The organism is Actinomyces mediterranea (assembly GCF_900155595.1).
GTDB lineage: Bacteria > Actinomycetota > Actinomycetes > Actinomycetales > Actinomycetaceae > Pauljensenia > Pauljensenia mediterranea.
The window spans coordinates 823,111-849,083 of the sequence record NZ_FTPB01000004.1 but is presented as its reverse complement, the minus strand read 5'-3'; the positions used below and the strand labels follow the sequence as shown (position 1 = coordinate 849,083).

Genomic DNA, 25,973 nt, shown 5'->3' with positions numbered 1-25,973 from the left:
GTGTCAATGGGAGTGCCTCCTCCACGCACCGCCGGAGCGCTACATTGAGCGCGAGACCGATCGAAGACGGACAATAGGAGGATCGCAGAAAGGAGGACCATGGCGCGAAACATGCGGCTGCACCGGCCCAAGAGACTGCCGGCCAGACGCGTCCCCCAGTCGTACCCTCCCGCCTATGTGCGGGCGAAGCTTCTCCCGCTCATCCCGACTCTCGCCGCGGCCATCGGATGCGGAGCCGCAGCGGAACTCCCCCTCCTGCCTGAACAGTGGCGCGAGGCGGCGCGCACGCGCTCGGACGCCCTCGGCACCAGCGCCTCGGAACGATCTCAGCGGATCTTCTTCGACGAACCGGGTCTCGACACGCTGTTCGTGAGGTCCCTGTCCTCGATCGCGGGCAGCGTCTCCCGCATGGGGAAGGCCGCGTGGCGCCTAGGCGCTGCGCTCACCCGCAACGATACGAGGGCGCGCCGCATCCTTCCCCTCATCCCGACTCGCGGCTACGACGCGCTGATGACTGCAATGCTCACTGTGGGCACCGCGACCGGCGCCATGCGCGGCGGTCCCGTCCATGCTCAGGCGATCCGCGACTCCAACGCCCGACCCCAGTCCCTCCCCGCGCCCGACGGTCACGCAGCCGCTCAGCTCCGACGCGTTGACGTCCCCCGCGACCTTAAAGACATGTGCGCCGATATCGACGACCTCTACTGGTCGATGACCGATGGGCACACCGTCAAGATCACCCGGGTCGGCGCCGGATCCGGGCGGCGTTGGCTCGTATCCCTGCCCGGAACGGCGAATATGGACTTCCACTCCACGGCGAATCCAGCGGATATGGAATCCAATATCCGCGAGATGATCGGCCTGGAATCAGCGATGCGCATCGGGACCGTGCGGGCGATCCACGATGCAATGAGACGAGACGGCATCCCGAGTGAACAATGGGCGATCGACCCCGTCCTCGTATGCGGGCACTCGCAGGGAGGGATCATCGCGGTCGCCCTCGCATCGATGCCGCCCGAACGCGCAGGCGTCAATGTCCGTGCGATTCTGGCGACGGGGAGCCCTTGTCGCAGGATCCGCCTGCGCCCCGACGTCACCATGGTGTCGGTGGCCCACGATCAAGACGTCATCCCCTCAATGGACGGCACACCGACGCGCTCCGCCGATCAGCGCGTCAGCGTGGGCCGCTCGCTCGTCAGACCTCGCACCTCACCCCTGTACTACGCGCACTCATCCGCCACGTACACGCAAACGGTGCGCATACTGGAGCGCAAGGCGGGAGTCACCCCCTGGGGTCCGACCCCCACCGCAGTCGCTGCATTGCGCGACTACTTCCCCGCCGAGGACGAAGACGTGCGCGTCTTCTTCTACGAGCTGTGGCAGGACATCCTCGAGCCGACGGAGTCGAGCACCGTCGACACATTCGTCGCGCTCGACCGCGCCGAGGACTTCTCACCGGTCGACTACGACTCCGAGTGGGCGCCCTCGCCGCTGGTCGATCTGCCCGCACTGCCATCGATCGACATCGCGTCCATTCCCGGATTCCCCTTCGCTTCGGGTACTGTCGGCAAGCACTATGCGGGAACCGGAGCGGGACCCAAGAGTCGTGTACTTCAACAGGATGCCGCAACAGCCGCAGACGAAGAGCCCGTGACCCCTCAGGATGGCGCCGAGGCCCCGACGCCCCCCGCTACCGACGACGCAGTCACCACGTGAAAGGACCACAATGATGAGCGACCCCACAGGACCCCACCTGCGCGACGTGCCCCAGTGGATCCGCGCCTCCACGCCCGTCAACAAGTCCGCCTCCGGTGCGGGCAGGCAGATCCCCCAAATCGCCAGCCCCCTCGTCATCGGAGCCCTCGGCGTCGGCGTCGTCGGAGCTGGGCTCGCACTGCGCGCCATGCGACCCGCCCGCAGACGGGGCCGATCCGACCGTTTCAGGCTCTTCCTGCTCGCCGCACTCGATGACGCACTCTCCGCGCCCAGCCACTCCCTCCCCCGAGACATCCCGATCGACATCAAGGCGGAGATCAGCGACGGGTTCGGCAAACCGTCCCTGGCGACCTTCGACATTCTCGTGCCCGCATCCGCCGACCTCGACCTGACGGCGGTCGCTGAGATTCTCGATGTCGCGACGAGTGCGACGTGGAACAATTCGGAACTGGCGCCGCTGGCGATCCGCGGCAGGGTCCTCGCCTCCACCTCCGTGTCGGCGAACGGGGAGAGCGAAGCGCCGACGGATGGAACGCGCCCGTCCAACGCCGGAAGCGGTGGGGGATCCCAGCCGGTCGTCCTCGCCGACATGACGGTTCTCGATTTCATTGATGAGACCGCCCGCCCCGATGAACTCTATGCGCGATACGGGGCGCCAGACTCCGACCCCGCGTGGAGGCCGTGATCGGCCGCCAGTCGACGACACCGAAGAGGAGAGTCATGACCAGTGAATCGACGCAGACGGACCGATGGTGGCGCAACCGGGTCGCCTATCAGGTGTACGTGCGCTCATTCAAAGATTCGGACGGCGATGGCATCGGCGACCTTGCGGGCGTGCGCGAGGCGCTGGAGCAGATCGCGGACATGGGGGTGTCAATGGTGTGGATCAACCCCTGCTACCCCTCGCCCCAGCGCGACCACGGCTATGACGTCGCCGACTACAGGGACATCAACCCCGACTACGGCAGCCTCGCCGAATTCGACGCCCTCGTTGCGGATGCCCACGCCCTCGGCATCAAGGTCCTCATGGACATCGTGCCGAATCACTCCTCGGACCAGCACGCATGGTTCCAGGCGGCGATTGCGGCACGGCCGGGGAGCGCCGAGCGCGACCGCTTCCTCTTCCACGACGCAAAAGCCCCGGATGCCCCGGATGCCGATGAGCCTCCGAGCAGCTGGCCGTCGATCTTCGGGGGCAGCGCCTGGGACAGGGTACCCGACGGGTCCGAGAACCCACAGTGGTACCTCCACATGTTCGACACGACGCAACCGGACTTCAACTGGCGCAACGAGGAGGTGCGCGCCGAGTTCGCCGATATCCTGCGATTCTGGTTCGACCGGGGCGTCGACGGATTCCGCATCGACGTCGCGCACGGCCTCATTAAAGCCGATCCGCTTCCCGTGTGGGACGAGGGCCAGTCGGGTCTGTGGGCCCAGCCCGAACTCGACGGCATCTACCGCCAGTGGCGTGAGATCGCCGACTCGTACGAGGACGAGAAATACTTCGTCGGCGAGGCGTGGGTGGACTCTCCCGAGACTGCGGCGCTCTTCACCGCACCGGGTCGCCTTCACCAGGTCTTCGCCTTTGATCTGCTCGTCCAGCCGTGGTTCGCGCACCGGCTGCGCGCCGCAATCGACCGGTGCTATCGCAGCGCTGGCGCCGAAGACGGCCCCGCGTGGGCGCTCACCAATCATGACGTCCACCGGCTCGTCACCCGACTGGGGCAACGACAGGTCGACAAGGACCCCGATCCTGCCGACATGCTCATCGATGCGCGCCGAACCTGGGCGGTTGATGCGGACCTGGGGGTGCGTCGCGCGCGAGCGGCCGCAGCGCTGCTCTTCGCCCTCCCGGGGACGGCGTACGTCTATCAAGGGGAGGAACTCGGCCTCGACGAGGTCCTCGACCTTCCCGACGAGGCGCGCCAGGACCCCGCGTGGCTGCGCACGAATGGGAAGGACCTGGGCAGGGACGGCTGCCGCGTTCCCCTGCCGTGGAGCGCTGAAGGATCGTCAATGGGTTTCGGACCCGATGACGGGCAAGAGCCGTGGCTGCCCCAACCTGAGCGTTTCCGCGACTTCGCCCGCGACATCCAGACGGGCGACCCGGAGTCGATGCTCTCCTTGTACCGCGACCTCATTCGAGGGCGGCGTGAGCTGCTGGGGGAGGCGAGTCGCATCGAGTGGATCGACTCGGAAGAGGACAGCGTCGTCGCATTCAAGGCGGGCGCCCTCGTCTGCATGACGAACACGGGGGACGAGAACGTTGCCATTGCCTGGGAGGGCGCGGACGATGCGCGGCTCGTGCTCAACACCGCCGGGGGAGCGCAGGCGCGGGTGCTGCCCGCGGACTCGACGACCTGGTACCGCGTGGACTAGGGAGCGCCAGAGTCGAAGCGGCTTCGTGCTCATAATGAGCGGGGGTGTTTCATACGAGTCTCCCTGAACTCGTCGCATGGCTGCCGATCGAGTGGGAAACGCGCCTAGTGGACGCGGCTGCACCGACTCCGAACGCTCACTTCTCCCAGCGGGCCAGGCGCTGTGACAAACCGATGTAGGAGGCCGGGGTGAGGGCGAGGAGGCGCGCCTCGACCTCGGCGGGAAGTCCCAGTCCTGAGATGAAGTCCCGCATCTGCGACTGGCCGACCTCGTGCCCGCGGGTCAACTCCTTGAGCCTCTCATAGGGGTTCGCCATGCCCGTCGCCCCGGCGATCGCGGCGGCCCGCATCGCCTGCTGGACAGCTTCACCCAAGACCGCCCAATTCGCATCCAAATCGGCGGCCATGCGCGCCGCATCCATATCGACGCCGTCGAGTCCGCGCACGAGATTGTCCAATGCGAGGACCGAATGCCCGAAGGCGACGCCGATATTGCGCTGCGTCGTCGAGTCCGTCAGATCGCGCTGCATGCGGGAGGTGACGAGAGTGGCGGACAGTGAATCGAGGAGCGCGCACGACACTTCGAGATTCGCTTCGGCGTTCTCGAAGCGGATCGGATTGACCTTGTGCGGCATGGTTGACGAGCCGGTCGACCCCTGAGCCGCGAGGTTCTGATGGAAGTAGCCCATCGAGATATACGTCCAGCAGTCGGTCGCCAGATTGTGAGCGATCCGCCCGGCGCGCGCGATGTCGGAGTAAAGTTCCGCCTGCCAGTCGTGGGATTCGATCTGCGTGGTGAGCGGATTCCACGTCAGCCCCAGTCCCTCCACGAAGGCGCTGGAAATGGCGGGCCAGTCCGCGTCGGGCACGGAGACGACATGCGCCGCCCACGTGCCGGTCGCGCCATTGATCTTGCCGAGGTAGTCGGTCGCTTCGATGCGGCGCAGCTGGCGGGAGAAGCGGTGGGCGAAAACCGCCATCTCCTTGCCCATGGTGACGGGAGTAGCGGGCTGTCCGTGAGTGTGGGCGAGCATCGGGATATCGGCGCCCGCTTCGGCGAAGCGTTCGAGCCGGGTGAGCAGGGCGCGAGCCTGGGGCAGCCACACCTGTTCGACTGCGGCTTTGACGGTAAGGGCGTAGGCGAGGTTATTGATGTCTTCCGAGGTGCAGAAGATGTGGACGACTTCTCGCAGGCCCGGCAGGGCGGAGTCCTGCCCGAGGACGGTCGCAGCGGCCTCCAGATGCTCGCCGATGAGGTATTCCACCGCTTTGACGTCGTGGCGGGTAACGGCCTCGAACTCGGCGAGGCGGGCGATGTGCTCGGCGGAGAAATCGCGCGGCAGGGCGCGAAGATAGTCGCGCTCGGCGTCGCTCAGTCGCGGCGCCCCCGCAAGGACGGAGCCGTCAAGCAGGTGGATGAGCCACTCGACCTCGACGTGGACGCGCGCCCGGTTAAGGCCCGCCTCGGACAGGGTATTCGACAGGGGGGCGACGGCTGCGCGGTAGCGGCCGTCGAGGGGGGAAAGGGGTTCGCCTGCGGCGGCGAGGTCGGCGTATCCGCCGTCGGGGGAGAAGAGGGATGACCAGTTCGCGCTCATGCCCTCATCATTCCAGACGAGGGCGACTCCCAGGCTCGCGATTCGCCTTGTGAACCGCGAGGATCGTCACCGCGCGACACCATCCCTTTCAGGGGCGCCTGAGGAGAGTGTCGGCCGAGACAATGGAGCTGCGCAGGGCGAAGAGCACGAGCTGGACACGGTCGCGCGCCCCCGTCTTGACGAGTAGGTGGGAGACGTGCGTCTTCACAGTGGGCATGGACAACCACAGGCGATCGCAGATCTCCTGATTCGTCAAGCCCTCGGCGATGAGAGCGAGCACTTCGGTTTCGCGTTCCGTCAGGCTCTTCACTGCTTCCAGATCTTGCGCGTCATGGCCTGTGGGGGAGGGGACTCTGAACGGGCCGGGGGCGTCGGGGATTCTCCCTCCCGATTGCACGGCAGTCAAAAGGCGCCTGGTCGGCCCGGGCGAAATGACGGCGTCGCCGCCCGCCACAGTGCGGACCGCGGCGATCAACTCTGCGGGAGGAGTCGTCTTGAGGAGGAAGCCGGAGGCCCCGGCGTCGATCGCCCCGAGGATATAGGCGTCGGTGTCGAATGTCGTGAGCACGATGACGCGCCCGGCGAGGCCCTGCTCGGCGAGGGAATGAGTGGCCTCCACCCCGTCCATCACGGGCATCTGCACATCCATGAGGATGATGTCGACGGGGTCGGCCCTCTGGCGCACCAAAGCATCCTGGCCGTGTATCGCCCGCCAGGCGACGCGCATATCCTCCTGCGAATCGAGGATCATGGCGAGGCCGGTGGCGAATAGTGGTTCATCGTCGACGAGTCCGAGACGGATCACAGCGGCGCCTCCATGGTGACGGCCCACGTCGTGTCCGAAGCCGGGCCGACAGTCGCGCGCGCCCCGATGGAGCGTGCCCGCATGCGCATGGATTCAATGCCGACCCCCGTGCGCTCACCGTCCTCGTCGGGACTCGCGCAGGTGGACGCGTCGGGAACGATGGGGTTCGTGACGCTCAACGAGAGATGCTCCCCGGTTGAGGAGACCCGAACGCGGGCACCCCCCGCGCCGTGGCGCAGGGCATTCGTCAGCGCTTCGCGCTCCACCCCGAGGATCGCATCGACGACCGCCATCGACGGGTGCGGCGACTGCGAGCACTGCACCTCCACCTCGACCGCGGGGGAGACTGCGGCCGCGATATCGCAGATCTGCGCGATGAGGGACGAGGCCGTCCTCGTCACCGGGGGAGCAACAGGGCTCAGCGCGGGAGTGGGCGTCCCAGTCCCACCGTCAGGCGGTTGAGGGGAGAGTGCTCCGGTGGAATCATCGCGCAGAAGATCAACGAGGGCGCGCACGTCCTCCACGCCTGTGCGGCTCACCTCCGCGATCGTTGTCAGGGCCTCCTCGGCGCGCTCGGGCTGGGAGTACAGCACATACTTCGCGCCCTCGGCCTGGGCGGCGATCGCCGTGAGCGTATGCCCCAGGAGGTCGTGAACCTCCCGCGCCACGCGGGCACGATCCTGTGCGACCGCCAGTCGAGCCGCAGTCTCCTGCTGCGCCGCAAGCAGCGCCGCCCTCTCCTCCGCCAGCTCGATGCGCCCCCGTATCGTGCGCCTGCGCGCCCCCGCCAGCGCCGCCGCGGAGAGGATCCCCCACGACCACACGACGAGGATGAACACCTGTATGACGGTCGTCGTGTCGTCATTGAGCGGGACGATGCGTCCGATGGCGACTGCGCAGCCGAGGAACAGCCACCCGTACAGGGGCCAGCGCCACGGCGGATCCACGCGAGACCCGATGGTCCATGCGGCGATGAGCGCCGCGGGAACGGCGACGATCGTGATCTGCTCGGACACCGCGACCGAGACGGACAATCCCACGCCGATGAGGGCGACGGCCGCGAGGGGGAAGCGCCGACGCCATGCGATACCGACCGCGCAGACGACAACGGCCACCGTATTGACGCTCATCGCGACAGCCGTGGCGGGTTCTGGTGGGTGCGCCGTCCCCAATGCGCCGACGACGATGCCCAGACCCGCATCCAGGGGCATCGGCATGAAACGGCGCCACGGCGGGGCGGCGGACGAGGAGGTCATGGAACCACCGTAGGGCACCGCAGCCTCGACGCCCTCATCCCACGGTATGAAAGCGACGGAGCGTAGAACCATCCCACGGTACGATGTGCGTCGCGACCAGCACCGATGACGATAGATGCCATGCACACACCATTATCTGACTGCGTCGTGACCACCCACGGCCTCACGAAGGCCTTTTCAGGGCGCACCGTTGTCGACTCACTCGATCTCAATGTCCCCGCAGGATGCGTCTATGGGTTCCTCGGCCCCAATGGGTCCGGCAAATCCACGACGATGAAAATGCTCCTCGGTCTGCTGTGCCCTATGTCGCGGCGGTCGCACTGGTGAGCGTCGTCCTCGTCCTTGTCGCTGCGGCGGTGGTAAGAGTGAGGACCGTGGTCGAGCACTGACGATTCCTCCGCCAACGGCTGACATGTGTGCGGGCGGGGGCGTCTGCGCCATCGTCACCGGTCGACGAATCGGCGGACGATCCTCATGACATCCGGTGTATACGAGGCGCCGAAGAGGGAAGCGTGAATCGTGAGGATGTGGAGCTGGTGGAGTCCGATCCTCTCCTTCCACCCGTCTGCCAGGGGAGAGGCCTCGTCGTAGGCGGCGCGGATCCTCCCCCCATAGGGGCATCCGAAGACGTCGAGTTGGGCGAGATCCTCTTCGGCGTGTCCGCCCTGACCCGCGGGATCGATGAGGACGGCTCCTGCCGGTGTCCACATGACGTTCCCGCTCCACAGGTCCCCGTGGGTACGCGCGGCTCCTGCCCCTCCCTCTTCGACGAGGGCGGGCTGGCGGTGGTCGAAGTCGCCTGAGGCGAGCCGGTCGAGGAGGCGGGTGAAGAGGGCCCGGTCGGCGGCGCTGAAAGCCGCACACTCCAGGTAGGGGGCGAGGCGGTACTCGGCGTAGAAGGCACCCCACGAGGAGGTTGCCGACTGGCTGAGCAGGGGCAGTGGTGCCAGCCCCATCCATCCGTCCCCCTCATGACCCGGGGGCGGGCACCCGAGGTGAGGGGCTCCGGCTGCGTGCGTGCGGGCGAGGGTACGGCCGAAATCCTCCGCCGCCACAGCAGTGGGCGAGGAGCGGACGAGACGCTCCTCTTCGATCCACGTATCCCCGACACCGAGGACGCGGACGACGGGCGTCGAGCCCGGGCCGGAGTTGGCGAGCCACGCGAGGGAACACGCTTCGTGGGAGATCCTCGACGGATGAGGATCGGTCTTCCTCCAAGTGTCCATGCGTTCTCCGATCAGCTGTCATGAGTCGATATCAGAGTAGTCGCCAGCGGTGCCCGCCCCGGTCTGGCAGAGGCTCATTCAGTCGACACCAAATTCCCTTGAAACGGCTCCTTGCCATCCCCTACAGTGAGAACCTACGATCGTCGACCCATTGGAGCATACAGCGTGGCACTTGTTGGGATGGATGCTCAGGAGGTTCGCCGACTGGCGTTGGCGATGGGCGAGTCGGCCGAGCAACTCAACCTCATCGAACGCGATATGACGGCCCTCTTAGCGCATGCGGGATGGAGGGGCCCGGACGCGGACAGGTTCGAGCACACGTGGAAGCACTGTCGAACGCTTTTGACGCACAGTTCCACCGCCTTGAATGAGACGAGGACCCGGTTGAATGGTGAGGCAGCCGACCAGGAGAAGACGAGCAGCAGCGACGGCGCCATCGCAGGAGTCGGCATGGTGCTCACCAGCAGCGGCGCAAGCGACGGCAACCGGGGGCGCGATAGGGATCGGAACCCCGACGGGCGCGACGGCAGACGGGTCCGCAACGATCGCCTGCCCGGGGACCGCACAGGATTTTCGCACACGTCCAACGACTGGGCCGGTCGGGCGATTCTCGATCGCTACCTCAGCGGAGGCGACGATTGGACCATCGACAACGATCCGACGTGGACGGAATACATGGAATCCAGCCCGATGCTCACTCAGAACGTCGCCGCAATCAATGACGAACAGGCGAAGGCCGCGGTCGAGCAATACCTTCAGACCGGGCAGACCGATGGGACCTTCAACACGACGTCGCCCATGGAGATGGAGAACGGCGAAGGCATCGTCGGCCACCAGTACCTCCACGGCACCGATGCGAATGCCGGGGGATTCAACCACAATGGCACGACCAGAGTCCGTCCGCTCGAGGACGGCACCTACGAAGTCACCGTGGCGTCGAACTATCGGTGGAACGATAGGATCGACCCGAATCCTCAATACGGGACGGATCGGTGGAAATCCACCATCGCCGAGATCATCACCTTCGGCAGAGCCGATCCCTATGACATCCATATCGGCTGGCAGGGAGAGACGACTGTCATCGTCGATGCTCACGGCAATGTCGTCTCCGGGAAGGGGTGGCCGCACTGATGAATCGTCGTGCAAAGCTGGGCGGGGTCCTCCTCGCCTCGGTCCTCGCAATATTCGGGCTTGCAGCGTGCACCGGGCCCGATCCGGCGGTCCTGCGCGACGGCGAGACGCGCACGTCCCCATCGGGCGGGTATACCTCGGAGTTCCTCTCAGAGCAGATCAACGGCAAACGCAATGTCTACCCCGTCATCAAGGACTCCTCGGGCACGATCGTCTGGCAGGACGATCGGCGTTATCTCATGAGCGCCCACCCCGTCGGAGTCATCTGGCAGGAGGACGAGGACGTCCTGTGGTTATTGTCCTCGGATATCGGCCACTCGAAGGTCGTGCAGGTGGACGGTGTATGGACGAAGGAATGGGACGCGTTGCCGCTGCCCCCCGGTATCAAGAGGATTGAAGAAGGCAAATGATGCGTCTCGCCGATGTGCACGCCGATTGTGGACGACCCGACACTCGTGAGCTCTCCCGCCTCATCGCCGTCTTGTTGCTCGAACGCACAGGATGTGAGGGAGTCGGCCCCACAGAATTCTCTCCGACGGGCACGGTAACGAGGATCCCGGCGACTCCCGGCGAACTCGTCCCGGGCGATCCGGTCGCCCTGTCCCAGGCGGCGGTCAACCTTCAGGAGTGGGCCCGGACCGTGCCCGCGGACATCGCCCCCCTCATAACGGCCACCGCCGACGCCCATGCAGGCCTTGGAGACAACCTCCTGAGGCTGCGCGAGGCTGCAGAACAGGCGTTCACCGATGCCGCCGAAGCGGGAATCCCCGCAGACTGCGTGTGCAACTCCTCCAACTTCGCCGCTTTCGTCGAGACGAACCCCGATTCGCTCGACCTCGCCAGTAGCATCGCCGAACGGGCGGCAACACTGCGCATCGACTGGCTCGACGCTCAGCAACGTTTCATTGACGACCTCAGTGCCCCCCGTCGAGAATTCGGCATTGCCGACTGGTGATCGGATCCGCTCAACCGACCACTGATGCTCTCATCCGGCGGAACCGGTTTATCCACAAGGGGATTGCATCCACACTTGTCCGGCTCGAATCCGAACACTCACAGGAGCCGCTCCTCGTCCTCGCAGAGAGATATGACGCCCCGATAGTGTGCGCCGTGATCGCGATGGACTCAGGAGGCGCAATGACCCCGTGGATTCTCGAACAACTCGACGCAGCACGCACACAGATCACCGCTGCACACACTGAAACAGACAATGCGCGTCTCATCTTCGCAGTGGAACCTCTCACCGGGTGGGAGGGCGCCAGCGCCGATGCCGCTCACGGCGTCCGTTCCTCAATCGCAGCAGACCTCTCCTCTCTTGTAGAGAGCCTCGAATGGGCTCTCACCCACGTCAATGAGCAGTGCGATGAGGTGGCGGCGGCACCGGAGCCGATCAGCCTCCTGCCGTTGACGGTTCCGCAGTGGTGGGAGGTTGGACGTGCCTCCTGAACAGACGGCGCATATCGTCATCTCCGGCGGGCGCACCAGTGTCGACACCGACGAACTCATCGCCTCCTACCTGCGACTGCGCAGCTACGGCGAAGATGTAGAAGCCGTGATCACTGCTCTCGCCCGCGCGGAAGAGGCCATCCGGACGGCCTCGAGGAAAGCACCGATCGCCACGCCAATCGCCGCAGCATCGGTGGCGGAGGCGCTGGCGCTCGCCACTGCCGTCGCCCGGCGGATCAATGAGTTCTGCACTCATCTCGCCTACGCCGCCGCCATCTACATCGCAGCAGAGGGGGACGCCCAGCGCTTCCACGCCTTCGAGAAGACAGCGGAGATGCACCTGGGAACTGCGCCGACTGACTCCTCGCACCCGTCGAATGGTGCACATCCCCTGAAGAGATTCATCCTGGAGCACACCATCGAACCCGGCGCGCGGATGGAGGATATCGGCGCCGCGGGGCTCGCCTTCGCGTTCGGCGAATCGGATCTGCTGTCCAGTCCTCGCACCCAATTCGACATCGACGGTTTCGGGCGACACATCTCCGCCCGGACGCCGCTGACGTGGGGGGACGCACCACCCGACAATGCAGTGGGAACACAGAGGGCATCTCAGCTGGCAGGGGTCTGGGCCCAGGGGGCGAGCGCCTGGGCGAAGGGCCGCCCCACCGGGGTCGTCATCTCCACAGGCACAGGAGACGCCGCGATGACGCGCGTCGTCCCCTCTAACGAGCCCGCTTGGTCGGGGGCCGTCCTCGTCCCCGGGGGCGGGATACCCGTCAGTGCCGGCCTGTTCTCCGTCTTCGCCTCACTGGGGAACAACCCCGTGGGCACACACCTGCGCACGCGGAGCACGCCGGTCGTCCCCGACATGCCGCCCGGGCAGGCGCCGACCCCGGCCGCCACCCCGCACTCGCCCTCTCAGGCTCTCGCCGCATTGTCGGGCATGCGAAGCGGCGGAGACGAAGGCCAAATCACGGTCCTCCGCCACGACACCCCCGGCGCCGATGGGACGACAACGAGGTCATGGAGCGTCATCATCCGGGGAACCCAGCAGTGGGGAGCGGGCGGGACGAACCCGCAGGACATGCTCACCAACTTCCAGGCTGTATCCGGCGCCGACTCCGACCAGCGCCGCGCCGTACTCGCCGCCATGGACATGGCGGGCATCGCGCCGGGGGAGAACGTCGAACTCGTCGGCCACTCCCAGGGCGGAATCATCGCCGCCCAACTCGGATCGGACCCCGACGTCGTCGAACACTACTCAGTGTCATCGGTCCTCACCGCCGGATCACCGACAGCCGCCTCCCCACCTGCGCCGGGAGTATCGGCTCTACACCTCGAGAACACGCGCGACCTCGTCCCCGCGCTCGACGGCGCGGCGAACCGAGCGGACTCCGATACGCTCACCGTCCACTTCGACGGCGCCCACTACCCGCCCGAGGTCGCCCCCGATGGCGTCCCGACAGCGCACGACCTGGGCACCTACCGCACATTGATGGAGTCCATCGAGGGCGGAGAGAGCGGCGACGTATACGAGTGGGAAGAGCATCGCAGACACAGCCTCGGGTTGGAGGCGAATACCGCGTCGACCGCATTCGTCTTCGATACGCGCAGAACCTACGAACCACAGTGACGGGTGCGACTCGGCGGCGTGCGCCGAGCGGCCAGGGCAGCGACTCAGTTCTTCGAATCGGAGCCGACGAGGCCGTATACGATCGATGAGACGACAGCGGTGATGAGGGCGCCGAGGACGCACGACACGAAGCCGCCCGTGTGGAAGGGGAAGCCCAATTGCGTGGACAGCCACCCCGTGAGCGCGAACATCAACGAATTCGTGATGAGTGCGAAGAGCCCGAAGGTCAGGATGTACAGGGGGAAGGCGAGGGTCTTCACGATCGGCTTGATAATGGAGTTGATGACGGTGAATACCAGTGCGATGACTGCGAGGGAGATCAGCGTCGTCGACAGTGAGGTCCCCTCATCGAAGCTGATAGAGGGCACGAGACGCGTCGACACCCAGATTCCGGCCATTGTCGCGGCCAAGCGAAGAACGAACTCCATGACCCCATTATCCCGCACTCCGCCTGATTCGTCCTGCTGCACCGAACTCGTCCCCTCTCACGTGGTGGCCGTATGGTCGCGCGCGTGCGTCGTATGCGGTAGGACTGCCATATGAGCGAATGCCGTGTCCCGATCCGTCCCCAAGTCGTCGACCTCCCACGCTACGCGCCGGGCAAGAGCGCCCCCGGGGCTGTGAAGATCTCCTCCAACGAGATCCCCGATGCGCCATCACAGGCGGTCATCAATCAGATGGCCCGCCACCTCGACACGGTCAACCGATACCCGGACCTCACTGCCGCCCCCGTGCGCAACGCCCTCGCCGGGCGCCTCGGCGTCGACGCCGACCAGATCTGCGTGGGGACAGGCTCTTCTGCCCTGCTCATCGCCGCGCTGACTGCCGTGTGCGAACCGGGGGCGAAGGTCGTCTACCCGTGGCGATCCTTCGAGTCCTACCCGATCGCGATCCCCGCCTGCCACGGCCATGCGGCTCCCGTGCCTCTCAGAGATGACGGGACCCACGACTGCGACGCGATGGTGGAGGCCGCCCAGGATGCGGCGGTCGTCATCGTGTGCTCGCCGAATAACCCGACGGGTCCGGCGCTGTCACGCGACGATGTGCGTTCAATCGTCGGGGGAGTGCCGTCGACCGTGCTCGTCCTCGTCGACGAGGCATATATCGACTTCTCTGAGGATCCCGAGGGGCGTACTGCGATCCCCCTCATCGCGCAGTATCCGAACCTCCTCGTCCTGCGCACTTTCTCGAAGGCGCACGCCCTGGCGGGGGTGCGCATCGGATACGCGATCGGACACGCGGACATGATCGATGCGATCCAAGCGGTGTCGGTCCCCTTCGGAGTGTCGAGTATCGCCCAGGCGGCCGCACTGGCCTCCCTCGACGATGACGAGTCGGTTCGCATGAGCACCCAGCGGATCGTGGCCGAACGCGACCGGATGATCGCCGAGCTGAGGGCCATGGGATACGACGTGCCCGATTCTCAGGCGAACTTCGTCTTCGTGTCCGGAACGGGCAGCGCTTTCGTCGAGGCGTGCGCTGCTGCGGGCCTCGTCGTGCGTCCTTTCCCCGAGGGCATTCGCGTCACCGTCGCAGATCCGTCGACGAATGACCGCGTCCTTGAGGCTGCGCGCAGGTTTGTGCGCGGTGGACCCACCCAGTGAGACGAAACATCTCGGGCAGCAGCCAGAGGTGTACCACGGAGAGATGAATAGTACATCGACACCACCACAGTCCTCCGCCGAACAGGGAGGAACTACGACGAGCGAAGACCGCTCCGCGCGTATTGCGGTCACCGTCTTCCCCCTCATGATCATCGCCTCCTTCATTCTCGCGATGCTCCTCCCTGACGTGTTTACACCCCTTGCCGCGGGCACCAACTGGGCGCTCGGAATCATCATGTTCGGCATGGGACTCACCCTGACACTGCCGGACTTCGCGCTCGTCGTCAAAAGGCCACTCCCGGTTCTCATCGGCGTCATCGCCCAGTTCGTCATCATGCCGCTCCTCGCGGTGCTGCTCACATGGGTCTTCCAATTACCCTCCGCGATCGCCGTCGGTGTCATCCTCGTCGGCTGCGCACCCGGCGGCACGTCCTCGAATGTCATCTCCTACCTCTCCAAGGGAGATGTCGCCCTCTCGGTCACGATGACGTCCGTGTCGACCCTCCTCGCCCCCCTCATGACGCCTGTGCTCACCGGATGGCTCGCGGGCGCTTATATGCCCGTCAATGCCACGGCGATGGCGATCTCCATTGTGAAGATGGTTCTCGTGCCCGTTGTCGGCGGCCTCGTCGTGCGCCGCTTCCTGTCGACGATCGTTGAGCCGCTCCTGCCCGCGATGCCGTGGGTGTCCGTGGTAGGCATCTGCTACGTGGTCCTCGCCGTCGTCTCCGTGTCGCAATCGAAGATCCTTTCGGCGGGACTGCTCATCCTGCTCGTCGTCGCGTGCCACAACATTCTTGGCTATCTGCTGGGCTATTTCGCCTCGAAGGTGACAGGCGGACATGAGCGAGTCAACCGCACGATCTCCGTCGAGGTCGGAATGCAGAACTCGGGCCTCGCAGCGACCCTCGCCGTAACCCACTTCGCCGCAACCCCGGAGACCGCACTGCCCGGCGCCGTCTTCTCGGTGTGGCACAACCTGTCCGGCGCCGTCCTCGCAATGCTCTACCGCCGTCGTCCCATCACCGACTGACCTGCATCGACGCGGTTATAAGGCACAATGTGTTGCTGGGCTAGCCCCAGGTCGTGTGGTGTGGGGTCGAGTGGTGGAGGTCGTTGCAGCTGATGGCAACTGCCACCTGGGGATCATGCGTTTGCTGGGCAGGCGTGTGAGGCTTGGTGTCGGCTGATTCGATCTGGTTGTCCATCACCGATATGACTTGCTTCAACTGGGGGGATTCATTTTTCCGTGAAGGATCATTCGAGAGCCACACACCGGACACGAATCAGTGTTCACTCTCACGACACACACCCAACTAAAACCAGGACTTTCCTCCATGAGAGAGTCGAAGACCTCGATCAGAGCAGTGCATTTAGTCCAACAATCCCGGATTCCCCTTAGGTCCGTGTCCTTCCTGGTACCGTGAATGCCCTAGAAATGGTGACGATACACACGAGTGGCACTCAATCACCTGTAATCGTGTCGATCTAGCGAGTGTTGGAAGTGTTCGCGCGACATGGACGTGGTCCAGATCCGCGCCTTAGTTTTGATGTTGCCGTAGGTGCGCTTTTCATCGTGGTCATACCACTTCGCGGCCTCAACCTTGGCCTTCTTCAAGCTCGCGGCCTCGTCCAAGGCAGGCGCAAGGTCGGTGTCCCGGGAGGCCAAAACGACGATGTCGTACATTCCTGAGCGGGCAAGGCGAACAAGGGCGAGAGCACACAGGACGTCCACGCCCTTTTCTTGGCGTGTGGATCGGATGGGGACCTTCTTGCCGTGTTGCCACTCCCACACGTACTTTAACGGGCGTAGGTTCACTGACACCACACCGACGTGGCCACTCTGCCAGTTGGCTTGTTGTTCGAGGTTCCGCCTGTATGCGCTGGCATCGTCCTCCTGCAAGGGGAGGCCGCGGTAGACCTCGACCCGTGCAAGCTCGACTTCATGGTCTCCGTCCTTGTTGCGTGCCTTGGCAAGCTGGCACGCGAACTTGAACGGATCGATGAGTCCTTCCTCTTTGGGGCGGCCCGGCAGGTAGAGTTCAACCCCTGTGAGGTGCACATTCTGGTAGTCGATAACAACGGCCATCTTCGGCAGCATATTGGCCCCTTGTAGGTAGAGTAAACCCCGCCAATCCCAAAGGACGACGGGGAGCTATGGCATGACACTATCAGTGCCCGACCACCCATGCAAGCCCGCACAGCGCATCGACGCGGGCGAGCAGCCTGTGAATCAACGGTGGCCCCGGAGCGATACTCCGGGGCCACCGTCGTATCGAAGGGGAATTAGCGCCCGTAGCGCCCCTGGTAGACGCAGTCGAAGGGCGCATTGCCGTGCATACGGTTCTCAATGGCGCTCACCACGACATCCTTCGCGGTGCGCGTCGCATCGAGGGCGGACGCGCCCTTGGCGATCTCAGCGGTGATGGCCGCGGCGAGGGTGCACCCGGCGCCCGAGACTCGTTCCCTGCCGACTGCGGGAACCTCAAGGACCTCAAGGGTCTCGCCGTCGTAATAGACGTCGAGAGCGGTTCCCGTGTTGAACAGAGTCCCCGCCTTCGCGATGACGACGGGAACCCCTTGGTCGTGGATGCGCTTGGCGGCGTCCGAGAGTTCCTCGACCGTTGTGATCTCGTCGATGCCCGACAGGATCTGCGTCTCGAACAGGTTGGGAGTGATGACCGTCGCTTTGGGGAGGATGAGCTCGCGCAGAGCATTGTCGGTGTCGAGGGCTGCGCCGGGCTCCTGTCCCTTGCAGATGAGGACCGGGTCGACGATGACATTCGGGAACGAGTACTCGTCCAAGGCCTGGGCGACGACGTCGATCGTTGCGGGGGTGCCGAGCATCCCGATTTTCACTGCGTCGGGCGTGCCGTGGACGGATACCGCCGCTTCGATCTGGTCGTGGATGACTGTCGGATCGATGGGGACGAAGCGGTGCCCCCAGTCGTTCGCCGGATCGAAGGAGACGATGCACGTCAGCGCCGTCGCCCCGAATACGCCGAGCTGGTGGAAGGTCTTGATGTCCGTCTGAGCGCCGGCTCCGCCGGAGGCCTCAGACCCTGCAATTGCGAGCGTGAAAGTAGTCATGACTCAAGAGTGGACCAAAAGGCGCAGGAATACCACTCGGGGGAAGACACCGAGATTCAAGCTACGCTATTACGCACACAGTTTCCCTACAAAACTCCTCACGCACGTGGACGATCATTACATATCTGCAGGTCACCGGCTTGGGAGCTGTTCAGCTTAGCTTTGGTTTCCAGAAACTGTGTGCGTTCTGAACGAAGTCCCAGAACATTGCGGAACAATATCCTGGGACTTCACACGGTCGGGGTGGCGGGATTTGAACCCACGGCCTCTTCGTCCCGAACGAAGCGCGCTACCAAGCTGCGCCACACCCCGTATGACTGTTTGAGTATAGCGACCGGGGAATCGCCCTGCAAAAAACGGGTGCTGCCGTGTGCATCACACGCCACGGGCAGGTGTGGATCATGAACGGATGTGGATCATTGTCGCGTCGGGGCGCGTCGCGATCCTTACAGGAGCATAGGGGGAGGTGCCCAAGCCTGCGGACACGTGCAGCATCGACTCGTGACCATTGGCGCTCCAAGCGTGCAGACCCTTCGCATAAGCCCGGTCGATGTCGCAATTCGTCACGATCGCGCCGAAGCCGGGCAGACCGATTTGCCCGCCGTGGGTATGGCCGGCGAGCATGAGATCCGCACCCGCCGAGGTGAAGGCGTTGATGACACGGGTGTAGGGGGAGTGGGTGACGCCGATCCGCAGGGAGTTCTCGGCCGCCCACTCATCACCGACGGGGGTGATCCGATCGCGGTTGATATGCGCGTCATCCGTCCCGAGGAACGACACCGTCTGGGCGGGACCAGCCCCATTGACGGGGATCTCAAGGGTGCCCGAACGGTTCGACAGGTCGAGCCACCCCGCGTCGCGTAAGAGCTTGACCATATGCGTCCACGGCAGATCGGGGATCGTCGGCTCGGGGAGCTTGTGCCCGCCGATGAGGTAGCGTCCCCAATTCTTCTTGCGCGCCGAGTAGTAGTCGTTCGACCCGAGGACGAACACCCCGGGAAGGTGGATGAAGGGCTCGTAAGCGCGTTTGACGAGGTCGAGGCCCTCGACGGCGCCGAAGTTGTCGCCCGTTGAGACGACGAGGTCAATGTCGTGGGCGGAGGCGACGTCCTTGAGGAAGCGGACGATGAACTCCTGGCCCGGGTAGAGGTGGAGGTCGGAGATGTGGAGGATGTCGAGATCGCGGATCTCGCGCTCGGGCGGGAGGGTGACGGTGACGTGGCGGAGGACGGGCAGTCTGCGCTCAACCGATCCCCACGCGAGGGCTGCCATACCCGCGACGGTAAAACCGCCGAGGGCGATGCCGAGGGCGCGGCCCGATGCGATGAGGCCGCGGGGCGCGATCGACGGCTGATCGGCGAGGTATTCGAGGCCGAGCGGCAGATATGCGTCAGTCATTGCTCCCCCTGTCCTCATTCAGCGCCGCCCGGGGGCGGCGCTGAATGACTCTTGAGTGCGGGCCTGCGTGTTGTCCGAGTCGGTCGTCGTCTGCTGCCGGGTGGTTCGGGTGGCCTGCTGGGGGCCGATATAGGCGTTGGGCATTGCCTCCGCCTCCGTTCCCGCCAGGACTGCCGACATGTAGGGCGCCCAGATGTTCTGCCCGACGAAGGTCTCGCCGTAGATCGCGGAGTAGTACCGTCCGTTGATTGTGACATCTGCGACCGGCGTAGTCGAGGCGTTCGCGTGGCCGACCCAGGCGGAGGTGACGATCGAGGGCGTGAACCCCGTGAGCCACGTATTCGAATTGCCGTCGGTCGTTCCCGACTTCGCTGCGAATGGGCGGCCGTCTGACAGCCGCGTCGACGTGTAGTACTGACCCGCCGACGCGGTCAGTAGGGTGGCCACCTGGTCTGCGACGGTGGGGGAGACGATCTCCGCGCAGGACGGCTCGTACTCCTTCAGCGTGTCCTCATCTCGATCGGTGACCGTGAGGATGGACATGGGGGTGCACAGTTGGCCGCGGTTCGCGATGGCGCCGAATGCGCTGGCGACTTCGAGGGGGGAGGCCGATGAGGAGCCGATGATATTCGCGGGAAGCGCTGCGGGCACCTCACCGTTCTGAGTGATGCCGAAGTCGTAGGCAGTTTGGAACACCTGGCAGAAATCGACCCTGGACGCCATATTGACGAAGGCCTGGTTGACGGACAGTCCGGTCGCCTTGATGACGTTCATGGGGCCGTCCTTGCCCGGAAGGTCGTTCACTCTGTAGGGCTCGGTGTAGATGGCTTGGCCGCCGCACCTGAAGGCGCTGGAACCGTAGCTGCGGTTCGTCGACCCGACGGACTCGTACGCCGAGTGCCCCTCCTTGAACCATTCGAGGAGGGTGAATATTTTGAATGTCGATCCGACCTGGAATTCGCCGTCGGCGGCGTAGTTGTTCATCGTTTGCGCGCCCTCGATACCGTATTCAGTGTTCTGCGCCATGGCGAAGATCTTGCCGGTGGAAGGCTCAAGGGAGACGAGGGCGTCGTCAACGCCGGATGCGTCATTGACGGGGATCGTCGCGGTGAGGACGTCCCACGCCGCTTGCTGCATATTGGGGTCGAGAGTGGTGCGGATCGTCAGGCCGCCCGTCTTGAGCAGGTGTTCGCGTTCAGCCGAGGTCGCCCCGTAGGTCTCATCGGCGAGGAACTGGCTGAGGACGTAGTCGCAGAAGTATCCGGCGGAGGTAGAGACGCCCGAGCAGCCCTCGGCCGATGTGGTCGGGTAGAGCATGTCGGCGATCGGGGTCGCAATGCCCTGGTCGTACTCCTCCTGGGTGATGACACCCTCGTTGAGCATCACGAAGAGGACGGTGTTGCGGCGCTCCTGGGCGGCCTCGGGGTAGGTGAGCGGGTCGTAGGCGACGGGCGACTGGACGAGGCCGGCGAGCAAAGCGGACTCGAGGTAGTTGAGCTCCGAAGCGGATTTGGAGAAGTAGCGCTGACTTGCAGCTTCGACGCCGTAGGTGATGGGGCCGAAGGGGGCGATATTGAGATAGCCCGCGAGGATCGAATCCTTATCCATCTTCTGTTCGATGGCGAGGGCGTACTTCATTTCGCGGAGCTTGCGCGCGGGGGTCTGCTCCGTCGCGGAGGTCACCTGATCGGTGTCGCCCTCGAGATAGCCCTTTTCCTGGAGGGCGTTGCGCACGTACTGCTGAGTGATCGTGGATGCGCCCTGGGTGCCAGAATCCGACAGGTTGGAGACGAGGGCTCGGGCGATACCCGTCGCGTCGACACCGTGATGGTCGTAGAAGCGCTTGTCCTCGATCGCAACGATCGCCTGCTTCATGGTGTCGGCGATATTCGCCGAGGGGACGACGATGCGCTGCTTGTCGTAGAAACTGGCGATGACTCCGCCGTATGCGTCGAGCATCTTCGACTGTTCGGCGGGCCGCACCACTTGGATCTCGCTGGGAAGGTCGTCGAAGATCGTCGGAACGGACTTCGCGACGATCGCGGCCGACCCCGCTGCGGGCACGAGCATCCCCGCGCCGAGGATTCCCATGAGTGCGGAGACGCTGAGGAAGGCGAGCAGTAGCGCGACGAGTTGTGCCGGACGGACGAGACGCGGATGCGGTTGCGACATAGCACCAAGAATACGTGCTGTACACGGATTCGGCGCTGAGTGTTGCCTGAGAGATGACCGATGACACCGTGGACTCGGTTTGCCGAAAACCATGACATGTGTGTATCGTCACAGGTGAAAGCTCATAGGCGAGCCATTTGGAGTGCATCTCATGACCCTCGGTGTCGATGAAGACCAGAGTTGGGTGGCGAAGGCGCTGTGCGCCTCCTACGAACCCGACGCGTTGTTCGTTCAAGGCGCGAGTCAGCGCCAAGTGAGGCTGCGCTGCCTTCAATGCCAGGTCCGCCTCGAGTGCCTGGCCGACGCCCTCGAATCCGAAGCGAATTTCGGCGTCTGGGGCGGCCTGACCGAACGAGAGCGTCGGGCGATCCTGCGCCACTATTCCCACGTGACGAATTGGAAGGAATGGCTGGAGGCGTCTAACGATCCTCTCGCGGTGGAGATCCGCGAGCCGAAGGTTCCGCGAGTCCTCGCACACGTGAGAGGATGACGCCATGACTACATGGGAATATGCAACGATCCCGTTGCTCACGCACGCCACGAAAGCCATCCTCGACCAGTGGGGCGCCGACGGGTGGGAACTTGTCCAGGTGATTCCCGGTCCGACCGGGTCGGAGAACCTCGTCGCCTACCTCAAGCGCCCGATCGAGAAATGACCCGCTGATCCGACTGACGAAGCGGCCTCGAACCATTCGGTTCGAGGCCGCTCGTGACGTTGGCGGGGGACGTCGGGTCACCGCGCGCGGCGCGCCAAACGATCGACGTCGAGCAGAGTCACCGCGCGACCCTCGAGACGGATCCATCCGCGCGACACGAAGTCGGCGAGGGACTTGTTGACCGTCTCACGAGACGCGCCGACCAGCTGGGCGAGTTCCTCTTGGGTGAGGTCGTGGGGGACGTGGACTCCTTTGTCGGATACCGTTCCGAAACGGTCCGCCAGATCGAGGAGCGCCTTGGCGACGCGCCCGGGCACATCGGAGAAAACCAGGTCGGACAGGGACTCGTTCGTGCGGCGCAGGCGCTGGGCGAGAGCCTTGAGCATGTGTTTCGCCAGTGCGGGATTCGTATCGAGGATCTCCATAAGGTCCTCGTGCTCGAGGAAGAGCAGGGAGGCCGGGGACACGGCGGTCGCCGTCGTGGAGCGGGGGCCCGGATCGAAGAGGGTGAGTTCACCGATGATCTCGCCGGGGCCGAGGACGGCGAGCAGGGACTCGCGTCCATCATTCGAGGTATGACCGAGTTTCACCTTGCCCTCGGTCACGATATACAGACGATCCCCGAGGTCGCCCTCGTCGAAAAGGGTTTCACCGCGGCGAAGCGTCGTGTGGCCCATCTTCTGTTGGAGGGAAATCTGCTGGGCTTCGTCGAGGCCGCCGAAAAGCGGAACCTGGCTGATGAAGTTGCCGTCACCGAACATTTGGCGCGAGCTCCGTTCTGCTCATTGGCCCCGGAGGAGTCCGGATGGCCGACGATGGTTGTCTCATCAACTCCAAGACGTTCGGTCCTGGAGTCTTTCATGACTCACCACACATTATGCCCCGAGAAGTGCGCCGTGCGTAACAATGCGCGGTGAGCCGTTGAATTCGTCAACGAGCGATGACCGGTGTGGGAATACGACCACGCTCAGCGCAGGTCCGCCGCTTTCTCCGCCTGGCGCCGGTCGCGGGCGGTGAAATGGGCACCGACCGGATTCACTTTTTCGACCTGCGCGCGAAGCGCCTCCTCGTCGCGTCCACGCCTGCGCACCGAATGGGACACGATTCCCATGCCGATGAGCAGCGCGCCTGCGATGATGAAGCGACCCGAATAGCCGGATGCTTGCAGGTGGTGGGAGATATTCGCCCCGAAGGTGTTCCACTGGTCGAGCCAGCGCAGCATCGGAAGCACGGTCTGCGCCGTCAGCCCGGGTACGATGACCCACGGCAGTCCCGCGATGAGCGCGAGGACGCCGGTGAACCAGGAGCCCAGTGATGATGTGCGGGCGAAGGCGACGATAACGGCGAGGGCGAGGAGGCCCCCCAGGAGTTCGCCCACCCCGAGAGCGGAGACGATCCCGGTCGTCATCGAGTTATTGTCGGCGAGGGTGAAGCGCGCCCCCGCGTCCGCCATGAGGTACCAGGCGACGGGCGCCGCGATGAGGGTCCCCAGTAGGGAGCCCCAATGCGCCCCGGTCCGTGAAGGGACCTCCGCGATGAGGGTTGTCCCTTCGAAGAGCGCGTCATCGAGGGATTTCGGCGTCGTTGAGGCGATGCGGTGCCCTGCGGTCTCTTCGCGGGGCTTCCACGCGGCCTCTCTTTCGGGTTCGGGCGCGTCGAGGGGCGCCGGGGTGATGAGGGAGCGGCGCCGTGTCAGCGTGTCTTCCAGATCCGAGCGCGGGGTAGGGGCAGTCGCCTCTGGTTCTGTGCGGTTCGCGAGGACGTCGCGCGGCGTCGGCGTCGGGTCAGTGGAGATGGCTTCGGGTTCGGGCTCCGGCTGCGGGCTCATCGCGGGGATGGTCGTCGTGCGATGGCCGACGATCACCGGTTCGATCTGAGCGGTTTCAACGGGGGAGGACTCTCCGATGATGTCCTCGGCGTCGGTGACTTCGCCGGGCATGTCGACTTCTTCACCGGTGAGGACGGCCCCCCGGTCGCGCACCGCCGCCCACATCCTCTCCGACGGGTCGTCCGCGTCCACAGGGGCGGGCATCGCTTCGGGCGCCGTGATGGGCGCCGCATCTGCGGGAGACGGCGAGAGGGGCGATGAGTTCGCCGTCTCGTCCGGCGATTCATCGACGAGGACGGGGCCGCTCGTTTCAACGCTGAGCTCGTCATACTTGGCGACGACGGGTCCGGCCTCCTCGACGACGAGCCGTGCTTCTTCAGCAGCGGCATCGCGGGTTGGGTCCTCGGATTCTTCGGCCTTGTCCGCAACCGGTGCCGTCATCGGCTCCTCGACGGTGTCGATGTCAGGGGCGGGCGCCTCGGGTTCTTCGAAGGTTTCGGGCGTCGGAGCAGCGGCGTCATCCATTTCAGCCGCTATGGGGTCCGGCTCGTCGACCCGGAGGCTCTCTTCAACCGGTTCCGGCTCATCGAAGCGTGTCGGCTCCTCGTCCTGGTCGAATAAAGGAGCATTTTCGTGCGCGACCGTGGCATCCCCGTCCGCAATCGGCGCGTCCTCATGAGCCGCAGTGTCGGCCTCTTCCGGCTGTTTGACGTCGGAGGGCTCAACTGTGGAATCATCCGTGGACGCGGACTCGTTATCGGTTTCCGGGTCATCCGCGTGCGAATCGACGTGCTCGTCCGCGTCGGTTCGTCGCGGATCTGAGTCCCCGTCGGTTCGGGGAACGGACTCGAAGACGAAGGCGGGGTCGAGAGTGAACTCGGTGTCGGCTGCATCCCCCGACTCTGTGGGGCCGCGGAAATCCGTATCAGACATGGTGCTCCTCCTGCTTGTGGGCACACGATAGCGGGAAAACGGCGCAATTCCACGCTCATATGTCGGCCCGCCTCCGATTCAGGAGGACGGGTTCGTCACCGTCTCGTCGTCGAGCGCAACAGCGTCCTCGGGCCCCTCCTTGACGACTGTCTCTCCCTCATCCTCGGGGGCGGCGACGGGGCGTGGCCGCGCCCAATGGACGCCGACGCTCGTCGTCGCCAAAACAAGGCCGAGTGCAGTCAGAACGGGGGCGGCGAGCGACACCTGGGTCGACAGCGAATACCCGGGCGTTGCAACCTTGCCGGTGAGGGACGTCCACAGTGGGACGAGCATATAGCCGGGAATGACGAGGACGATCCACGCGACGAGTTGAGGGCCAGTCAGCGAGTGGACCGACATGAGGGTGATGCACCCGAAGATGAGGGCGATGACCAGCCCGTACACGGGTATGAGCGGATGCGACGAGGACAGTCCCGATAGGCCGTGTGCCGCGACCGATGTCGTATCGTCGGGGGCGATCATGATGGTGAGGACCACCGCGAGCAGGGCGAGAGGGAGGGTCGCGGAGGTCACCCACGCATGTCTGTGCTCGCGCAGCACTCGCCGGGGAGTATCGGCGTCGACAACGGTCGGCGCGTGTCGAGCCGACGCAATGGCGATGGCGGCGCACGCCGTCATGACGGTGACCGACACGGGATAGAGGCTCCACACGACGGCCGCGCGCATATCCAATGCGTCGATGCGCGTCGACTGCAAGAGCGGGATGCGCAGGAAACCGGTGAATTGTGCCGCTCCGATGAACAAGGAGACGACGGAGGTCACGATCATGCCTGCAGGGGACTCCTCGCAGTTCATGGAAATGAGGGCGAGGAGGATGGAAGCCAGTGCCATGCCGATGAGTCCCTCCACAGATGCGAGGGGCTGGCCGATCGCCGTCTGCCCTTGGACGTCGACCATTGACGACCCGAGGAGGACGAGGGCGATGGGCGAGAAGATGAGCGCGTAGAGGCCGCTGCGCGCATGCGCTGAGGACAGGGGCGATGGAGTCGGCATACCCTAAGTATGGTGCTTTACGAGTTCTTTGGAGGGGGCGCGCCCTGCCC

At 64.9% G+C, this 25,973-nt stretch carries 25 protein-coding genes and 1 tRNA gene; 13 read left to right on the top strand and 13 right to left on the bottom strand.

Features of this window, described 5'->3' with window-relative positions; genetic code table 11:
* Positions 1-99: 99 nt before the first annotated feature.
* From BQ7471_RS07800 to BQ7471_RS07790, 3 genes are read left to right on the top strand one after another with little or no spacing between them, the layout of a single operon-like run.
* A complete protein-coding gene (locus tag BQ7471_RS07800; protein WP_076465389.1) occupies positions 100-1,716 on the top strand; it encodes an alpha/beta hydrolase in 1,617 nt (538 codons plus the stop codon).
* A gap of 10 nt (positions 1,717-1,726) precedes the next feature.
* Positions 1,727-2,401 carry a pyridine nucleotide-disulfide oxidoreductase gene (locus tag BQ7471_RS07795; RefSeq protein WP_235821270.1) on the top strand — a complete coding sequence of 225 codons (675 nt, stop codon included), beginning with the start codon at positions 1,727-1,729 and terminating at the stop codon, positions 2,399-2,401.
* A 35-nt stretch (positions 2,402-2,436) separates the two neighbouring features.
* Positions 2,437-4,095, top strand: a complete 1,659-nt coding sequence (locus BQ7471_RS07790; protein ID WP_076466276.1) for a glycoside hydrolase family 13 protein — start codon at positions 2,437-2,439, stop codon at positions 4,093-4,095.
* Positions 4,096-4,231: 136 nt separating this feature from the next.
* Here BQ7471_RS07790 and purB read toward each other — a convergent pair whose 3' ends face one another.
* The 3 genes from purB to BQ7471_RS07775 all read right to left on the bottom strand — a co-directional run bounded on the left by purB (position 4,232) and on the right by BQ7471_RS07775 (position 7,825).
* Positions 4,232-5,692, bottom strand: coding sequence for an adenylosuccinate lyase (purB, locus tag BQ7471_RS07785; protein WP_076465388.1), 1,461 nt, complete (start codon positions 5,690-5,692; stop codon positions 4,232-4,234).
* Positions 5,693-5,780: 88 nt separating this feature from the next.
* Positions 5,781-6,497 (bottom strand): response regulator, encoded by a 717-nt coding sequence (locus tag BQ7471_RS07780; protein ID WP_076465386.1) that lies wholly within the window; start codon positions 6,495-6,497, stop codon positions 5,781-5,783.
* Positions 6,494-7,825, bottom strand: a complete 1,332-nt coding sequence (locus BQ7471_RS07775; RefSeq protein ID WP_083663314.1) for a sensor histidine kinase — start codon at positions 7,823-7,825, stop codon at positions 6,494-6,496. Before BQ7471_RS07775 ends, BQ7471_RS07780 begins: the two co-directional genes overlap by 4 nt.
* 75 nt (positions 7,826-7,900) lie before the next feature.
* Between BQ7471_RS07775 and BQ7471_RS07770 the strand changes: the two genes are divergently transcribed.
* Positions 7,901-8,080, top strand: a complete 180-nt coding sequence (locus tag BQ7471_RS07770) for an ATP-binding cassette domain-containing protein (RefSeq protein ID WP_407922683.1) — start codon at positions 7,901-7,903, stop codon at positions 8,078-8,080.
* A gap of 116 nt (positions 8,081-8,196) precedes the next feature.
* Here the strand turns inward: BQ7471_RS07770 and BQ7471_RS07765 are convergent, their stop codons facing one another.
* A complete protein-coding gene (locus BQ7471_RS07765; protein WP_076465383.1) occupies positions 8,197-8,979 on the bottom strand; it encodes a fructosamine kinase family protein in 783 nt (260 codons plus the stop codon).
* Between the two features lie 165 nt (positions 8,980-9,144).
* On the opposite strand from BQ7471_RS07765, the gene BQ7471_RS07760 reads away from it, so the two are divergent.
* The 5 genes from BQ7471_RS07760 to BQ7471_RS07740 all read left to right on the top strand — a co-directional run bounded on the left by BQ7471_RS07760 (position 9,145) and on the right by BQ7471_RS07740 (position 13,189).
* Positions 9,145-10,110 carry a hypothetical protein gene (locus tag BQ7471_RS07760; protein ID WP_129583387.1) on the top strand — a complete coding sequence of 322 codons (966 nt, stop codon included), beginning with the start codon at positions 9,145-9,147 and terminating at the stop codon, positions 10,108-10,110.
* On the top strand, positions 10,110-10,520 hold the full coding sequence (locus tag BQ7471_RS07755) for a hypothetical protein (protein ID WP_129583386.1): 411 nt from the start codon (positions 10,110-10,112) through the stop codon (positions 10,518-10,520). Before BQ7471_RS07760 ends, BQ7471_RS07755 begins: the two co-directional genes overlap by 1 nt.
* Positions 10,517-11,065: a hypothetical protein gene (locus tag BQ7471_RS07750; protein WP_076465379.1), complete on the top strand. Its 549-nt coding sequence runs from the start codon at positions 10,517-10,519 to the stop codon at positions 11,063-11,065. Before BQ7471_RS07755 ends, BQ7471_RS07750 begins: the two co-directional genes overlap by 4 nt.
* 182 nt (positions 11,066-11,247) lie before the next feature.
* The gene (locus BQ7471_RS11160; RefSeq protein WP_129583385.1) at positions 11,248-11,556 is read left to right on the top strand and encodes a hypothetical protein; all 309 of its coding nucleotides are present in this window, start codon (positions 11,248-11,250) and stop codon (positions 11,554-11,556) included.
* Positions 11,546-13,189: a hypothetical protein gene (locus BQ7471_RS07740; RefSeq protein ID WP_076465376.1), complete on the top strand. Its 1,644-nt coding sequence runs from the start codon at positions 11,546-11,548 to the stop codon at positions 13,187-13,189. The genes BQ7471_RS11160 and BQ7471_RS07740 overlap by 11 nt, the downstream gene beginning before the upstream one ends.
* 44 nt (positions 13,190-13,233) lie before the next feature.
* Here the strand turns inward: BQ7471_RS07740 and BQ7471_RS07735 are convergent, their stop codons facing one another.
* On the bottom strand, positions 13,234-13,617 hold the full coding sequence (locus BQ7471_RS07735; protein ID WP_076465374.1) for a phage holin family protein: 384 nt from the start codon (positions 13,615-13,617) through the stop codon (positions 13,234-13,236).
* A 111-nt stretch (positions 13,618-13,728) separates the two neighbouring features.
* Between BQ7471_RS07735 and hisC the strand changes: the two genes are divergently transcribed.
* Both hisC and BQ7471_RS07725 read left to right on the top strand, forming a co-directional pair.
* Entirely contained in the window at positions 13,729-14,793 is a 1,065-nt protein-coding gene (gene hisC / locus BQ7471_RS07730; RefSeq protein ID WP_076465373.1) for a histidinol-phosphate transaminase, read from the top strand.
* A 43-nt stretch (positions 14,794-14,836) separates the two neighbouring features.
* Positions 14,837-15,826 carry a bile acid:sodium symporter family protein gene (locus tag BQ7471_RS07725; RefSeq protein ID WP_076465371.1) on the top strand — a complete coding sequence of 330 codons (990 nt, stop codon included), beginning with the start codon at positions 14,837-14,839 and terminating at the stop codon, positions 15,824-15,826.
* Positions 15,827-16,261: 435 nt separating this feature from the next.
* Here BQ7471_RS07725 and BQ7471_RS07720 read toward each other — a convergent pair whose 3' ends face one another.
* From BQ7471_RS07720 to BQ7471_RS07700, 5 genes are all read right to left on the bottom strand, one after another.
* Positions 16,262-16,882 (bottom strand): NYN domain-containing protein, encoded by a 621-nt coding sequence (locus BQ7471_RS07720; protein ID WP_235821269.1) that lies wholly within the window; start codon positions 16,880-16,882, stop codon positions 16,262-16,264.
* A 197-nt stretch (positions 16,883-17,079) separates the two neighbouring features.
* Positions 17,080-17,883: a hydroxymethylpyrimidine/phosphomethylpyrimidine kinase gene (locus tag BQ7471_RS07715; RefSeq protein WP_076465368.1), complete on the bottom strand. Its 804-nt coding sequence runs from the start codon at positions 17,881-17,883 to the stop codon at positions 17,080-17,082.
* A 238-nt stretch (positions 17,884-18,121) separates the two neighbouring features.
* Positions 18,122-18,195, bottom strand: a tRNA-Pro gene (locus BQ7471_RS07710).
* Between the two features lie 87 nt (positions 18,196-18,282).
* Entirely contained in the window at positions 18,283-19,281 is a 999-nt protein-coding gene (locus tag BQ7471_RS07705) for a metallophosphoesterase (protein WP_083663313.1), read from the bottom strand.
* 18 nt (positions 19,282-19,299) lie between these two features.
* Complete coding sequence (locus BQ7471_RS07700; RefSeq protein WP_076465367.1) at positions 19,300-21,453, bottom strand: transglycosylase domain-containing protein; 2,154 nt, start codon at positions 21,451-21,453, stop codon at positions 19,300-19,302.
* Positions 21,454-21,604: 151 nt separating this feature from the next.
* Between BQ7471_RS07700 and BQ7471_RS07695 the strand changes: the two genes are divergently transcribed.
* A complete protein-coding gene (locus BQ7471_RS07695) occupies positions 21,605-21,943 on the top strand; it encodes a WhiB family transcriptional regulator (protein ID WP_076465365.1) in 339 nt (112 codons plus the stop codon).
* A gap of 4 nt (positions 21,944-21,947) precedes the next feature.
* Positions 21,948-22,109, top strand: coding sequence for a Sp36 family protein (locus BQ7471_RS07690; RefSeq protein ID WP_076465364.1), 162 nt, complete (start codon positions 21,948-21,950; stop codon positions 22,107-22,109).
* A gap of 77 nt (positions 22,110-22,186) precedes the next feature.
* Here BQ7471_RS07690 and BQ7471_RS07685 read toward each other — a convergent pair whose 3' ends face one another.
* The 3 genes from BQ7471_RS07685 to BQ7471_RS07675 all read right to left on the bottom strand — a co-directional run bounded on the left by BQ7471_RS07685 (position 22,187) and on the right by BQ7471_RS07675 (position 25,923).
* The gene (locus BQ7471_RS07685; RefSeq protein WP_076465362.1) at positions 22,187-22,870 is read right to left on the bottom strand and encodes a Crp/Fnr family transcriptional regulator; all 684 of its coding nucleotides are present in this window, start codon (positions 22,868-22,870) and stop codon (positions 22,187-22,189) included.
* A gap of 206 nt (positions 22,871-23,076) precedes the next feature.
* A complete protein-coding gene (locus tag BQ7471_RS07680; protein ID WP_076465361.1) occupies positions 23,077-24,870 on the bottom strand; it encodes a hypothetical protein in 1,794 nt (597 codons plus the stop codon).
* 78 nt (positions 24,871-24,948) lie between these two features.
* The gene (locus BQ7471_RS07675; protein WP_076465359.1) at positions 24,949-25,923 is read right to left on the bottom strand and encodes a hypothetical protein; all 975 of its coding nucleotides are present in this window, start codon (positions 25,921-25,923) and stop codon (positions 24,949-24,951) included.
* Positions 25,924-25,973 lie beyond the last annotated feature (50 nt).